The organism is Megasphaera hexanoica (assembly GCF_043520715.1).
Lineage (GTDB): Bacteria > Bacillota > Negativicutes > Veillonellales > Megasphaeraceae > Megasphaera > Megasphaera hexanoica.
The window spans coordinates 895,951-908,875 of record NZ_CP171361.1; the positions used below are offsets into that span (position 1 = coordinate 895,951).

The 12,925-nt window shown below is 50.1% G+C and carries 15 protein-coding genes and 1 pseudogene; all 16 read left to right on the forward strand.

Annotated elements, in window-relative coordinates:
- Positions 1 to 7: 7 nt before the first annotated feature.
- The 16 genes and pseudogenes from eutS to ACGTIC_RS04255 all read left to right on the forward strand — a co-directional run bounded on the left by eutS (position 8) and on the right by ACGTIC_RS04255 (position 12,781).
- Positions 8 to 358, forward strand: a complete 351-nt coding sequence (gene eutS / locus ACGTIC_RS04180; protein WP_059076749.1) for an ethanolamine utilization microcompartment protein EutS — start codon at positions 8 to 10, stop codon at positions 356 to 358.
- Positions 355 to 798, forward strand: a complete 444-nt coding sequence (locus ACGTIC_RS04185; RefSeq protein ID WP_113855448.1) for a EutP/PduV family microcompartment system protein — start codon at positions 355 to 357, stop codon at positions 796 to 798. Before eutS ends, ACGTIC_RS04185 begins: the two co-directional genes overlap by 4 nt.
- A 26-nt stretch (positions 799 to 824) precedes the next feature.
- On the forward strand, positions 825 to 1,496 hold the full coding sequence (locus ACGTIC_RS04190) for a hypothetical protein (protein ID WP_113855449.1): 672 nt from the start codon (positions 825 to 827) through the stop codon (positions 1,494 to 1,496).
- Positions 1,493 to 2,335: an ethanolamine utilization protein EutJ gene (gene eutJ / locus ACGTIC_RS04195; protein ID WP_059076752.1), complete on the forward strand. Its 843-nt coding sequence runs from the start codon at positions 1,493 to 1,495 to the stop codon at positions 2,333 to 2,335. The genes ACGTIC_RS04190 and eutJ overlap by 4 nt, the downstream gene beginning before the upstream one ends.
- A 10-nt stretch (positions 2,336 to 2,345) precedes the next feature.
- Positions 2,346 to 2,654, forward strand: a complete 309-nt coding sequence (locus tag ACGTIC_RS04200; RefSeq protein ID WP_059076753.1) for a BMC domain-containing protein — start codon at positions 2,346 to 2,348, stop codon at positions 2,652 to 2,654.
- Complete coding sequence (locus ACGTIC_RS04205) at positions 2,651 to 2,911, forward strand: EutN/CcmL family microcompartment protein (RefSeq protein ID WP_059076754.1); 261 nt, start codon at positions 2,651 to 2,653, stop codon at positions 2,909 to 2,911. Before ACGTIC_RS04200 ends, ACGTIC_RS04205 begins: the two co-directional genes overlap by 4 nt.
- A 19-nt stretch (positions 2,912 to 2,930) precedes the next feature.
- Positions 2,931 to 4,271 carry a 4Fe-4S dicluster domain-containing protein gene (locus ACGTIC_RS04210; RefSeq protein WP_113855450.1) on the forward strand — a complete coding sequence of 447 codons (1,341 nt, stop codon included), beginning with the start codon at positions 2,931 to 2,933 and terminating at the stop codon, positions 4,269 to 4,271.
- On the forward strand, positions 4,264 to 4,812 hold the full coding sequence (locus ACGTIC_RS04215; protein WP_059076756.1) for a BMC domain-containing protein: 549 nt from the start codon (positions 4,264 to 4,266) through the stop codon (positions 4,810 to 4,812). The genes ACGTIC_RS04210 and ACGTIC_RS04215 overlap by 8 nt, the downstream gene beginning before the upstream one ends.
- Before the next feature lie 30 nt (positions 4,813 to 4,842).
- Positions 4,843 to 5,475 (forward strand): cupin domain-containing protein, encoded by a 633-nt coding sequence (locus ACGTIC_RS04220; RefSeq protein ID WP_113855451.1) that lies wholly within the window; start codon positions 4,843 to 4,845, stop codon positions 5,473 to 5,475.
- 27 nt (positions 5,476 to 5,502) lie between these two features.
- Positions 5,503 to 5,769 (forward strand): annotated as a pseudogene (locus ACGTIC_RS04225) (BMC domain-containing protein); the annotation flags it as partial.
- A 446-nt stretch (positions 5,770 to 6,215) separates the two neighbouring features.
- Entirely contained in the window at positions 6,216 to 7,703 is a 1,488-nt protein-coding gene (locus ACGTIC_RS04230) for an acetaldehyde dehydrogenase (acetylating) (protein WP_113855453.1), read from the forward strand.
- On the forward strand, positions 7,703 to 8,341 hold the full coding sequence (locus ACGTIC_RS04235; RefSeq protein WP_059076760.1) for a phosphate propanoyltransferase: 639 nt from the start codon (positions 7,703 to 7,705) through the stop codon (positions 8,339 to 8,341). The genes ACGTIC_RS04230 and ACGTIC_RS04235 overlap by 1 nt, the downstream gene beginning before the upstream one ends.
- A 33-nt stretch (positions 8,342 to 8,374) precedes the next feature.
- Entirely contained in the window at positions 8,375 to 8,671 is a 297-nt protein-coding gene (gene eutM, locus ACGTIC_RS04240; RefSeq protein WP_059076761.1) for an ethanolamine utilization microcompartment protein EutM, read from the forward strand.
- 196 nt (positions 8,672 to 8,867) lie between these two features.
- A complete protein-coding gene (locus ACGTIC_RS04245; RefSeq protein WP_113855454.1) occupies positions 8,868 to 9,935 on the forward strand; it encodes a hypothetical protein in 1,068 nt (355 codons plus the stop codon).
- A 4-nt stretch (positions 9,936 to 9,939) separates the two neighbouring features.
- Positions 9,940 to 10,206, forward strand: a complete 267-nt coding sequence (locus ACGTIC_RS04250) for a hypothetical protein (protein ID WP_059076763.1) — start codon at positions 9,940 to 9,942, stop codon at positions 10,204 to 10,206.
- Positions 10,207 to 10,360: 154 nt separating this feature from the next.
- Positions 10,361 to 12,781: a CehA/McbA family metallohydrolase gene (locus tag ACGTIC_RS04255; RefSeq protein WP_113855455.1), complete on the forward strand. Its 2,421-nt coding sequence runs from the start codon at positions 10,361 to 10,363 to the stop codon at positions 12,779 to 12,781.
- The last annotated feature ends 144 nt before the right edge of the window (positions 12,782 to 12,925 follow it).

Here is a 12,925-nt window from a genome sequence, read left to right on the forward strand (position 1 = left end):
CGTGCCTATGACTAATGAATTTGAAAATAAGACGCGCATTATTCAGGAATATGTCCCCGGAAAACAGGTAACACTGGCCCACGTGATTGCCTCTCCGGTCGAAGATATTTACGAGCGGCTGGGCATTGAAGGAAAAGGAGCTATCGGTATTGCCACACTGACTCCCTGCGAGACAGCGATTATTGCGGCCGATATAGCGACTAAGGCGTCGGATGTGGAAATCGGTTTTCTGGACCGCTTCACGGGCTCGTTGGTGATTTCCGGAGATGTAGCCAGTGTGGAGACGGCCATGAAGGCCATAAATACGACACTGGAAACACTCTTGGGATTCACACCTGCCAGGATTACACGGACATGAAGAAGCGCATCATGATTATAGGCGCAGGACAGTCGGGCAAATCGACACTGGCTAACTGGCTGAATCAGACGGACCGGCCGCTGCGCAAAACACAGGATGCCATTTATGGCAGACGCACCATTGATATACCCGGTGCGTATTTAGAAAATCCCTGGATGTACAAATATATCATCGCCTTATCCCAGGGAGCGTCCCATATACTGATCCTGGTAGACCAGTCCCGCCCTGTTGAAGTATATTCTCCCGGATTTGCCTGTATTTTTACCTGTCCTGTTACGGGCATAATCACGAAATGCGATGAACATCCGGAAAATTACGATATGTGTGTAAGACAGCTCCGGCGCTGTGGTATACAAGAAGTCATTCTTCCTATTTCCCTCAGGACGGGAGCTGGCCTTGCGGCGTTGGAACGACGGCTGGCTGCTACCCATGCCGGCTGACGAGATACATAAGAGGAGGTGATACATTGCGATATATAACGGAAATGGATTTACGGGATTTGTATCATGAAGAACCGTTTACGACGTATTACCTGGCAACAGACAACCGCCTGACACCGGGGGCCAGACAATTCCTGACAGACCGGCGCATTCCCTGTGAAACCGCATGGGGAGAAAGACAGGAGAGAAAAGCTGATGCAGTACCGGCTGCAGAAGAAACGGAGCCTGCGCCGTCGTGGCAGTTGATGAAACTGTGGCATACACTGGAGCATGCAGAATCACTCATCATGGTGACGGCAGAATGGTTTTCCCGCCATGGCGAACATCTGGCAGCGGAAGATTTTACCGCACTGGCCAGGACGCTGCAGCGGACCCGTCTGGCCTGTGAACAAGGAGAAATACCGCCAGCCCTTACCTTCTGGAATTGTACGGAAGGCGAACTTCGTGAAAAAGTAGATGATACGGTCATCCCCTTTAGTCTGGAAAAACTGCCGGAAGATGAAGTGCTGCGCGCCAAACTTCTCATGCTGAATCACCTCCGCACATATCTGCAGATGCTGGAACCGCTCGTTCTGGAAACACAGAGCCGCCATGGTGATGCCGGCCCGGGAGTATATGAAGGGCTGATACACATTCTCCATAGCCTGACCAATGTCCTTTGTATCATGATGGGAAAATATATGAGAGGTTCAGTATGAGTACTTTAAATTCAGATTTTACCTATTGCAATGAAATAATCAAAGAGTTTGAAAATGTGGTCAGAAAGCCGGTGACCAAACCGTCTTCTGTATACTATACAGGTGTCGATCTCGGCACGGCCTTTATTGTCGTCGCCGTCCTTGATGAGCATTTCCGCCCTATAGCCGGAGAGTACCGATATGCCAGTGTTGTCAAAGATGGCATGATTGTGGATTATCTGGGAGCTATCCGCATCGTCCGGGAAATGAAAGAAAACCTGGAAAAGAAACTGGGTACAGAACTGAAGTATGCCGCTGCGGCCTTGCCGCCGGGGACGTTTGATCTCGATTCCGGTGCTATCAAACACGTCGTAGAAGGTGCCGGGTTTGAAGTGACTAATCTGCTCGATGAACCGACGGCCGCTAATGCCGTCCTGAAAATCAAAAACGGCGCAATCGTCGATATTGGCGGCGGTACGACAGGAATTGCGATTTTTAAAGATGGCGAGGTCGTACATGTGGCCGATGAACCGACCGGGGGCACACATTTTTCCCTCGTCGTATCGGGAGCCTACAAGATGCCGTTTGAAGAAGCCGAATTATATAAGCGGGATCAGAAAAACCACCGTGAAATTCTGCCGATATTGCAACCAGTCATTGAAAAAGTATCTTCCATCATTACCCGCCACATCAAGGATTATGATGTGAAAGAGATTTATCTCGTAGGCGGTACGTGTTGTCTGACGGGAATTGAAAGCATCATTGAAAAGCGGACGGGACTTCCGACGCGCAAGCCACAGAATCCCATGTTTGCAACGCCGCTCGGTATTGCCCTTAATTGTAAACAGCTGGAAGAATAGAGGCGGTTCTATGGAATGGAAAATCATCAAGTCCCCTTCACCGGGAACGATAGATATCCTTATGCGGCGTAAGGGTTCTCCGGCTTCGCACGATATGAGCGATTTTGATGCCGTGGGACTCGTACAGGGAAGACTCATCGATATGGTCGTAGCAGCCGATATTGCAGAAAAAGCGGCCGGTGTCTTCGTCGAAGATATCCGGGGCAGCTGCCCGCAGAATCTCGTTATGATAGCCATATTTGGTGATACGGCAGCTGTAGAGGCGGCAATTTCCGATATATGCAGAGTCTTTCAGGAACATAGGCAGGTGACATTATGATAGCAGCCAGAGTGATTGACAACATTTGGTCCACGCGCAAGGCAGACTGCCTCGTCGGAATCAAATTTATGATAGTAGAAGTCATCGATGGCAAAGATGCAGGACGCCGTTTTATTGCTGCCGACCTGATCAATGCCGGTATCGGTGAAAATGTCATCGTCAGCCAGGGCAGTGCTGCCCGGCAGATGTTTCAACCGGATACACTGCCCATTGATGCGGCAATTATTGGAATCATTGATGAAGAATGTACGTTTTAAATTGTGGAGGTGAATCCGCTTGGACGTATTAAATCAAGTGCGGGAGGCCGGTGTCATCGGTGCCGGTGGTGCCGGATTTCCCACTCATGCCAAGCTGAATGCGACAGCGGAATACATATTACTGAACGGTGCTGAATGCGAGCCCCTTCTGAGAGTGGACCAGCAATTGCTGGCGTTGTATCCCGATGCCATTATTACCGGTTTTGCCGCTGCCGGCCATCAGGTACAGGCAAAGCGGGCCATTATCGGCATCAAGGGCAAGCATAAAGAGGTCATCGAAATTTTAAAAAAGCGTATCGAAGCCCTGGGCTTTTCTCCATTTGTACAGATTCATATCCTTCCGGATGTCTATCCTGCTGGTGATGAACAAGTACTGGTCTACGAACTGACAGGCCGTATCGTACCGGAATGTTCTATTCCTCTTTCCGTTGGCTGTGTCGTCGTCAATGCCGAAACAGCTTTCAATATCGCCCGTGCCCTAGAAGGTAAAAGCGTAACAGAAACGTATGTGACGCTCCAGGGCGATATTCCCAGACCGGTGACGCTTAAAGTGCCGGTAGGGATGCCGGTCCGCGAAGTCCTCATGAAAAGCGGGATTACCAGCCTGGATGATTATGGCGTCATTGATGGCGGTCCCATGATGGGCCGGATCATGAATTCCTACGATGGCTATGTTTCGAAAAAGAACAAGGGCTACATCATATTGAAGAAAGACCATTATCTCATCCGGAAAAAGAGCATGAACGAGCGGCAGGCACGCATTATTGGCCGTACGGCCTGCGAACAGTGCCGGATGTGTACCGATCTGTGTCCCCGCTATCTCCTGGGTCACAACATGCAGCCCCATAAAATCATGAGAACTATGAAGTACATGCCCGATGATCTGCAAAGTGCCCTTACGGCACAGCTCTGCAGCCAGTGCAATCTGTGTGAACTCTTTTCCTGTCCGGCCCATCTCAGCCCGCGTAACATCAACAGCTGGTATAAGGACCGGATGCGTACAGCCGGCATTAAATACACACCGGCAGAAAGAGATTATAAGCCCCGCGAAGCCCGTTCCTACCGGCTCGTTCCCAGTAAACGCCTTATTGCCCGGCTGGGCCTCAGCTCTTTTGATGGTCCGGCGCCGCTTACGGGAGTGGAATGGAATATCGATGAAATCGGTATCCTGCTCAGCCAGCACGTAGGTGCTCCGGCACAACCGGTCGTACAGGCCGGCGATGCGGTTACGGCCGGTCAGATGGTAGGTGCCATCCGTGAAGGGAGCCTCGGTGCTCCCGTCCATACGAGCATGGACGGCGTAGTCACAGAAGTTACCGATTCAGTCATTAAGATAAAGGTGGGGTCGATCCATGTATAATGCGATAGGTATGGTAGAGTTGAGCAGCATCGCCAGGGGAATTTATACGGCCGACCGGATGATCAAGACTGCTGCTGTAGAAGCCGTCAGCTGCACTGCCGTATGTCCCGGCAAGTACATTGTCCTGATCCAGGGTGATGTAGCTGCCGTAGAAAGTTCGGTCGATGCCGGCATCCAGTCGGCAGGAGAATATATTGTCGATCATTTCATTATTCCCAATGTTCATCCCGGTATCTTCCCGGCTATTTCTTCTACAACCCTGCCGGAACAGCGGGCGGCCCTGGGAATCATCGAATCGTTCTCTCTGGCGTCGATGATTCATTCTGCTGATGCGGCTCTCAAAGCGGCTGATATACAGGGCATTGAACTCCGACTTGGCAGCGGCCTCGGTGGCAAAGCGTATTTTACCTTCACCGGTGATGTAGCTGCTGTAGAAGCAGCTGCCGATGCAGGAAAAGCACTGGTGAGAGACAGCGGACTGCTGGTAGATATCGAGGTCATCCCGTCTCCGGCAGAACGGTTATGGGATACGTTGTTATAAATTATGCAGATGGAATCAGGAGGTGATACATTGAAACCATTGATTTGTGTCAGTCACGTAAAAGAAGCGGCTGCAGCCGGGAAGCATGAACTGTATGTAGAGCCCGGAGCCATTATTACGGCAGCGGCCAGCGACTATGCCCGTGACAAAGGGATTGCCTTTGTTGACAAGCAGACGGCTCCTGCCGCACCGGACGTACACAAACCGGCAGCAGGCAGTGTGAAAGGTCTGGATAAAGGTCTGGTAGCGGAAATTGTCCGTCAGGTGCTTTTAGCCCGTGGCCAGGCTGCACAGCCGTACAGGGAAGAAAAAGATGACAGCGGCCTCAAAGTAGTACGTGGTCATTCTGTGACCTATGAAGTCTTCGATACGGGTAATCCCGTAACAAAAGTTGGATACAGGGAAGTTATCAGTAAAACTGAATCTCATATGAGCTCAGGATTCCTGACCATCGATTACTCTTCCTTTACCTGGACACTGACGGGATATGAAGAAACAGATATTATCCTGGAAGGAAGTCTCTCCATTACGATTAATGGTAAGACCTATTACGCCAGCCAGGGAGATGTGCTCTTCATTCCTAAAGATGCTACCGTCGTGTGGAATGCCGAAGATCATGTAAAATTGTTTTATTCGACCTATCCGGCAGACTGGGCAGGATGATATGAGCGTTAAAGGAGGTGGAAATCAATGGATGCCTTGGGAATGATAGAGACCAGAGGACTGGCAGCCGCTATAGAATGTGCCGATGTGATGCTCAAGGCAGCAGACGTGGTACTGAGTGGCAGGACCCTCGTTGGTGGCGGACTGGTGACGGTCTGTGTCAGCGGTGATGTAGGAGCAGTCAAAGCTTCCGTCGATGCAGGAGAAGCGGCTGTGCTTCATCTGGGTAAAGACCTTCTGATTTCACGTCACGTGATTCCCCGTCCTGATGCGGCCATAGCCGGGATCCTTCCCTCAAATGGCCCGGATAAACCAGATCCGCCAGACCCGGTTTCGTCTAAAGAAGGGCTGACGCTGGCAGAAGAACGTATCGATGCATCCGGCGCAGAAACCGGTACTGGTGCAGCTGATACGGTGTCTCCTGAAACATGGCAGGGGACGGATACTACGCCAAAAGAAGAAGCCCCTGAGGTTTCTTTTGAGGACATAGATTTTAAAAATTTCCACAAAACTGAGGCTGACGCACTGGCCGTACAGCCCGGCGTGAATCTTGACGGGGTGTTCAGAAAGATGCCCGTCCCAGCTTTGCGGCGTCTCGTCCGGGAATATACGGATATCGGCCTGACCGGCCGTGCCGTGTCGCGGGCGAAGAAAGCTGTTTTGCTCCGCCTGCTTGCAGATTACTATAACGGAAGCAGGAAGCAGCTGGTTTAAAGGAAATCTGAAAGGGGAGATACTTTTTGGAAACATTTGATTATGATTTGCAGACCGTGCAGGAAGCCAGAAATCTGGCACGGCAGGCGCAGAAAGCGGAAGATGTATTCTGCAAGTTTACCAATGAACAGGTAGACCGCATTTTGCAGAATATGGTCCGCGTGGCAGAAGAAAACGCGGCCAAATTAGCCCGCATGGCCGTTGAAGAAACGGGCTTTGGCAAGGTAGAAGACAAAATCATCAAGAATCAGGTAGCATCCCGCGATGTATACAATTACATCAAGGATATGAAGACCATCGGTGTCATTCACGAAGATACGGTCAACCGGATTACGGAAATTGGTGAACCCGTCGGTGTCGTACTGGGAATTATCCCCTCTACCAACCCGACCTCTACGGTCATCTACAATGCCATGATTGCTCTAAAAGCACGGAATACCATCGTATTTTCACCCCATCCGGCGGCATTGAAATGTACGATAGAAGCAGCCCGCCTCATGGCAGAAGCGGCAGAAACAGCTGGTGCGCCGCTGGGGACTATCAGCACCATTATCCATCCATCTATGGGTGCTACTAATGAATTGATGCACAGCGAAGAAGTTAAGATGATCATTGCTACGGGCGGTTCGGCCATGGTAAAAGCAGCCTACAGCTGCGGCAAACCGGCTCTGGGCGTAGGCCCCGGCAATGGCCCGTCTTATATCGAACGGACGGCAGATGTCAAAAAGTCCGTTGAAGATATTATGCTCAGCAAGACCTTTGACTACGGCACTATCTGCGCTTCTGAACAGTCTATCGTCGTCGAAGAATGCAACCGGACACAGGTTGTGGAAGAGTTTAAACGCCAGGGCGGCTACTTCATGACGAAAGAAGAAACAGATAAAGTCTGCCAGCTTCTCTTCAAAAACGGGCACGCTATGAATGCCAAATTCGTAGGCCGTTCTCCCCAGGTCATTGCCGATGCAGCGGGAATCACGATTCCGGCCGGTACGCGGGTCCTCATCGGGGAACAGGACGGCGTAGGAAACGGCTATCCTCTTTCTTATGAAAAACTGACCAGCGTCCTCGGCTTCTATACGGTCCGTGATTGGCAGGATGCGTGCGACCTCTGCATCCGCCTTTTAAAGAATTGTGGTCTCGGCCACACCATGTCGATTCATACGGAAGATCCGGAAATTGTCCGCCGGTTCTATGAAAAACCGGTATTCCGCATCATTGTTAACACACCGGCTACTCAGGGGGGCACGGGTATCAGCACCGGACTGGCACCGGCCTTTACACTGGGATGTGGTACCTGGGGTGGAAGCGCTACGGCTGATAACGTTACGCCGCAGCATCTGATGAATATCAAACGCGTAGCCTATGGTATCCGCGAAGTCAAGCCGTCCGTACCGTATGCGGGCCAGGCAACGAGCTGTGGAACGGCTGCCGGAGCAGCGGATTCTGGTGATGACCAGCTCATCGCTGTCGTCAATGAAGTGCTCCAGCTGCTAAAACAGAAAGGTGAGTTTTAATGGGGAAATATGATGCTTTAGTCGATTTGCTGGTAGAAGCCGTCAGGGACAGCCATTTGAATCTACAGCCGGATACGATTCCCGTAGGAGTATCCAACCGGCATGTCCATTTGTCCCAGGCGGATCAGGATGCTCTTTTCGGACCGGGCAGCCAGCTGACAAAGATCAAAGATATTTCGCAGCCGGGACAGTTTGCCTGCAAGGAAACGGTAACCCTGGCAGGGCCGAAGGGCGTTCTGGAAAAAGTCCGCATCCTCGGTCCCGTCCGCAAAGAATCCCAGGTGGAATTACTCCGGTCCGATTGTTTTAAATTGGGGATCAAGGTGCCGCTGCGTATGTCCGGTGAACTGGAAGGTACGCCGGGCCTGACGCTCATCGGACCAAAAGGCAGTATCTGCCTTCCCCGCGGTGTCATTATTGCCAAACGCCATATCCATATGCTTCCTGAAGACGCGCAGCGTTTTGGCGTGACGAATGGCCAGGTCGTTTCCATCAATATCGATGGCGACCGTGGCGGTACTTTCGGTAATGTTGTTATCCGAGTGACAACAACATCGGCATTAGAATGCCATATCGACATGGAAGAAGCTAATGCTATGAATCTTAAAAATGGTTCCAGGATAACAATTATTAAATAATTAAATCTTATATATTATTAGGAGGAAAATAACATGAGTACAACAGAAGCTTTAGGTTTAATCGAAACAAAAGGTCTTGTAGGTTCTATTGAAGCAGCTGATGCAATGGTAAAAGCGGCAAACGTTTACCTCATTGGCAAAGTTCTCGTCGGCGGCGGTCTCGTAACGGTTATGGTACGCGGCGATGTCGGCGCTGTCAAGGCTGCTACCGATGCTGGTGCTGCTGCTGCACAGCGCGTTGGCGAACTCATTTCCGTGCACGTTATTCCACGTCCCCATACTGATGTGGAAATGATTCTCCCTCATGACAACCTCACAGTAAAAGAATAATCTATCACAGGGCGGGCTAAGGCTATTAGCACCTTAGCCCGCTGCATTTTATCCGGTATCATGCAAAATTCATATAATAAATATTTGTTTATGTACGAAAGAACTTTGAAAAAACAAAAGAATTCATTCTTTTTTATTGATACATGTGAAATATATAACAATAAATATATATATCAAGTAAAGGAAGTGTGTGCGAATGGAAAACAGAGCCTTGGCAGTCAAATTAAAGATAGACGCAGGGTTTAAGCGGCGTGGGATTACCTTTGCCATCTTTTCTGGGATTTTTTACGGTCTCTATACGGCTTTTCTGACCTTAGGCATGTCCAAGGGAATCTGGGGTAATGACTGGTATGGCGCCAATATGTCCGGCCTGAGCGCCTTTGCCATCACCTATTGCCTGGCAGCGCTGGGATCGGCCGTCAATGATACTATGAGCGGCATCTGGTCCCTTATCAATGTATCCATTAAAGGCGAACTGGGAGACTTTTTCCGCACGTTAAAAACAAAGCCGGGCCTGGTCATGATCGTTTGTGCCCTCATCGGCGGCCCGCTGGCTTCTACAGCTTATGTAGCAGCACTGCAGATGGGCGGTTCCATCATCGTGCCTATTTGTGCTCTCAATGCGTCTTTTGGGGCCATCATCGGCCATTTTGTATTCAAACAGGAAATCAATAAACGGATGGTCTGCGGTATCCTCCTCTGCCTTGTCGCTGCCGGTGTCATCGGCGGTACATCCTTCTCAGACGTGGGACCGACGGCGCTGATGGCCTGCGGCATTGCCCTGTTCTGCGCGCTGGGCTGGGGGATTGAAGGCGCCGTTGCCGGCTTTGGCACGACCCTCATCGATTATAATATCGGCATTACCATCCGTCAGTGCGTTTCCGGCCTTTCCAATATGCTCATCATGCTGCCCCTGTTGTGCATGATTGATGGCAGTGCCGGACTGGCTCCACGCCTTCTTTCCGGCGCCTGGAGCGACTGGTCGATCATCTTCTTTGTCATTTCCGGCTTCTGTGCCATGCCGGCATATTCCTTCTGGTATAAGGGCAATTCGATGTGCGGTGCCGCACTCGGCATGGTCTGCAATGGAGCGTATTCTTTCTGGGGGCCGTTCTTCTGCATGATCATCGTCGGTGTGTTTGATGGACAGCCGGGCTGGATGCTCACGCCGGTACAGTGGGCGGCTGCTATTGTCATGATCTGCGGCATTGCTCTCGTCGGAAATCTCAATCCGCTCCATGCATTCCGGAAAAAGGAGGCCTGATCGTATGAAACCGCTCTATTACGCAATCATGAAATATATGACGACCGTAGAAGAAGCATCTAATATGGATGTCATCCATGCCCTGAAAGGAGAATACGGAAGTTTTAAAATGCTTCGCCCCGATGCCGTACAGGAAGCATTGATGACGGCAAAGGCCAATGGGCTTCTCGATGAATCGCGGTTTGAACTGGATGATGCCGGTCAGTTACAGGTTTATTATAAAGTAAATGACTACGGCCGGCAGATGATCAACGCCTTTATTAGAGATTAATATAGTTGTGGTATTACCACTTTTTTACTAGTCTTTTACGAATTGCTGATACAGTCTATGTCATAATGAGGTATTAATTGCATTATTTTCTGGCTCCAGCCCAATGCGTATCTGTTTAACCAGTACGTCTTTATCATAGAAAGGAGAATGATATATGAAATCAGGGAAAAAGAAAGTGTTAAAAATGTTAGTTATGTCTGCGCTGATGGCAGGTATATCGGCAACGGCGATGGCGGCTGTAGGAGTGGTGCAGGGCCCGACGCCTATTGACCAGGGCATGGCTAATAAGGCAGAGGATTTCACTATCTACAATGACAAGATTGCTGCTTCCTTTGCCGTAGGTTCCAATAACTACTGGAATATGACGACGGGCAGCATCCTGGACATTGCCATGATGAAAGATGGGAAATTTGGGACGGATCTGACCAATGACATTGAATTCCTCAACGATTACTGGACAGCTACTGGTTCGTGGCATGGCGAAGACCTGCTGCATACGCCCGTAAAAGATATTACGTACAAGCTGGAAGGCGATAAAAAAGTCACTGTAACGGCGAAGACGAGATATTGGACAGAAGGTCATAAACTGCCTTTGAACGTGACGATTCAGTATACGTTGGAAGATGGCAAGAATTATATTGATATGAAGACAGTCGTCGAAAATCCGGCAGGGAATGATGCCTATCTGAATATGAACAGTGGCTATTCTATCAGTACCCTTGCCGTGAATATGTTCGGCCCCTTTGGCTTCTATCCTGATGTCAAGAGAACGGGCATACGTATCAATGAAGATCCCGAAGTCAATACGAAATACGGGGATTTCGTCGTTACGTACGGGAAAAATTACGCCGTAGCTGTTAATACCGATCATGCCAATGCCTACAAAGGTTCATCGGGCTATAAAGATGTCTATGTGAACCGCGACATCATGCCGGGCCAGTCGTATACGTATACGGGCGAAATCCTGGTTATTCCCAACGGGGAAACGGCTCCGGTCATCGAGCGGAAGATACAGAAAGATCCGTCTATCAAGGCTGGCGTCATTGAAGGTGTTGTCCGCGATCCCAATGGCAAACCGCTGCCCAATGCCTATGTCATCTTCAATAAGCCAGGATCTTATAAAAAGACGATAAAATCGGATGGTGTCGATCAGGTCATGAAAGATATCATGCAGCCTTTCGTCTGGAAGATTACCGATAAAGATGGCAAGTATAAAGTCACACTGCCGCAGGACAGCTACGACATTTATGTACAGAGCCAGGGAACGACACCGTCTGACGTGCAGCATGTCGATCTGAAAGGCAACACTGTGGCTGATTTCCAGGTAAAACCGGGTGCCAGAGCGGCGCTGACGGCTGTTGATGAAAACGGGAAACCTGTCGATTTTAAAGTGGTCGTCACCGGTATCAAATCGGATGTAAAAGGATTAGGAGGCTCGGTATATTTTACAGACCCGGCGACACACAAAGCGGATTTTGACGTATCGGCACCGGAAAATGAACTCACCTTTACGGCATATCATGGAGCCGATTATACATCGAAACCGGTTGAATTCAAGACCTTTGTCAAAGGCGGCCAGACAGTTCAGCATCAGTTCATCATTCCTCAGCTCATTCATCCTGAAAAGGCGGGCTGGTATGGCAATGATAATCACCAGCATGCCGACCATGGCGATGGCGCGACGACTGTCCCGGAACTCTTTGCCGCACAGCTGGCAGCCGGCCTGGACCTGAATCTCGTACTCGATCACGACTACATCGGTAACATCAAGCCTATGCGGGAACTGGCCAATCAGTACAAAAGGCCTTTCATTCCCAACGTCGAAGTTTCTCCGGGATGGGGACACTGGGGCTTCCTGATGGTCAATGACAAGATGCCCTGTCCGGATCCGTCTCTGACACCGGGTGAAATCATCCAGCAGGGGCATGACCGGGATGCCCTGGTCGTCATGCATCATCCCTTCACCGATTATGGTTTCCTGACCAATCGTGCTGGCGTCAAGGGTGGCGATGACCCCAGTGCGGAAAATTTTGAATTCCTGGAACTGCAATCGACAATGGATTTGTCCAATGCCAAGAATATGGATAAACGGACTCTCGATGTGGCAGAAGGTTACTGGAACCGTGGCATCAAGAAATATCTGAGTGCCGGATCGGACCAGCATGATGCGACATCCAATCTGTATCCGGGTATCATCCGCATGTATTCCCACGTCGATGGCAAATTGACAGGCCGTAAGTTTGTCAATGCCATGGCAGAAGGCAAGGCTTATGTTACTATGGGGCCTATCTTCACCCCGGCAGAACAGTCCATGTTCGGTACGACCCAGCAGACAGCGGCCGATGGCACGTATACCTTTGAAACAAAGGTACAGGCTGTCAACGGCCTGAAAGAAGTACAGGTCGTAAGCGAAGGAAAACCGGTGGAAACGAAGGCATTCGACAATACGACTGATCCCGTTTCTGTACAAGTCAAAGTAAAACCGGAACACGACACCTGGGTCAACGTCATTGCAAAGGATGGCAAAGACCATTATGCCGTATCCAACCCTGTATGGGTTAAAGTAAAAAAATAAAAAGCACATGATATCCTGAATGGGTCATAGGAGTCTTTCCGCAGACAGCCCCGGCATGAAACGAAAATGCCGGGGCTGTTTCTGTTGTATGCCTGCCGGAGGTGTTTCTGTGTGCGCCCGGCAGGGGCTGTACTGGACTTTTCC

Bases quoted from the DNA above. Each gene is read 5' to 3' on its own strand.
- eutS (WP_059076749.1), top strand. From the start codon at position 8: ATGACTAATGAATTTGAAAATAAGACGCGCATTATTCAGGAATATGTC.
- ACGTIC_RS04185 (WP_113855448.1), top strand. From the start codon at position 355: ATGAAGAAGCGCATCATGATTATAGGCGCAGGACAGTCGGGCAAATCG.
- eutJ (WP_059076752.1), top strand. From the start codon at position 1,493: ATGAGTACTTTAAATTCAGATTTTACCTATTGCAATGAAATAATCAAA.
- ACGTIC_RS04200 (WP_059076753.1), top strand. From the start codon at position 2,346: ATGGAATGGAAAATCATCAAGTCCCCTTCACCGGGAACGATAGATATC.
- ACGTIC_RS04205 (WP_059076754.1), top strand. From the start codon at position 2,651: ATGATAGCAGCCAGAGTGATTGACAACATTTGGTCCACGCGCAAGGCA.
- ACGTIC_RS04215 (WP_059076756.1), top strand. From the start codon at position 4,264: ATGTATAATGCGATAGGTATGGTAGAGTTGAGCAGCATCGCCAGGGGA.
- ACGTIC_RS04235 (WP_059076760.1), top strand. From the start codon at position 7,703: ATGGGGAAATATGATGCTTTAGTCGATTTGCTGGTAGAAGCCGTCAGG.
- eutM (WP_059076761.1), top strand. From the start codon at position 8,375: ATGAGTACAACAGAAGCTTTAGGTTTAATCGAAACAAAAGGTCTTGTA.
- ACGTIC_RS04245 (WP_113855454.1), top strand. From the start codon at position 8,868: ATGGAAAACAGAGCCTTGGCAGTCAAATTAAAGATAGACGCAGGGTTT.
- ACGTIC_RS04250 (WP_059076763.1), top strand. From the start codon at position 9,940: ATGAAACCGCTCTATTACGCAATCATGAAATATATGACGACCGTAGAA.
- ACGTIC_RS04255 (WP_113855455.1), top strand. From the start codon at position 10,361: ATGAAATCAGGGAAAAAGAAAGTGTTAAAAATGTTAGTTATGTCTGCG.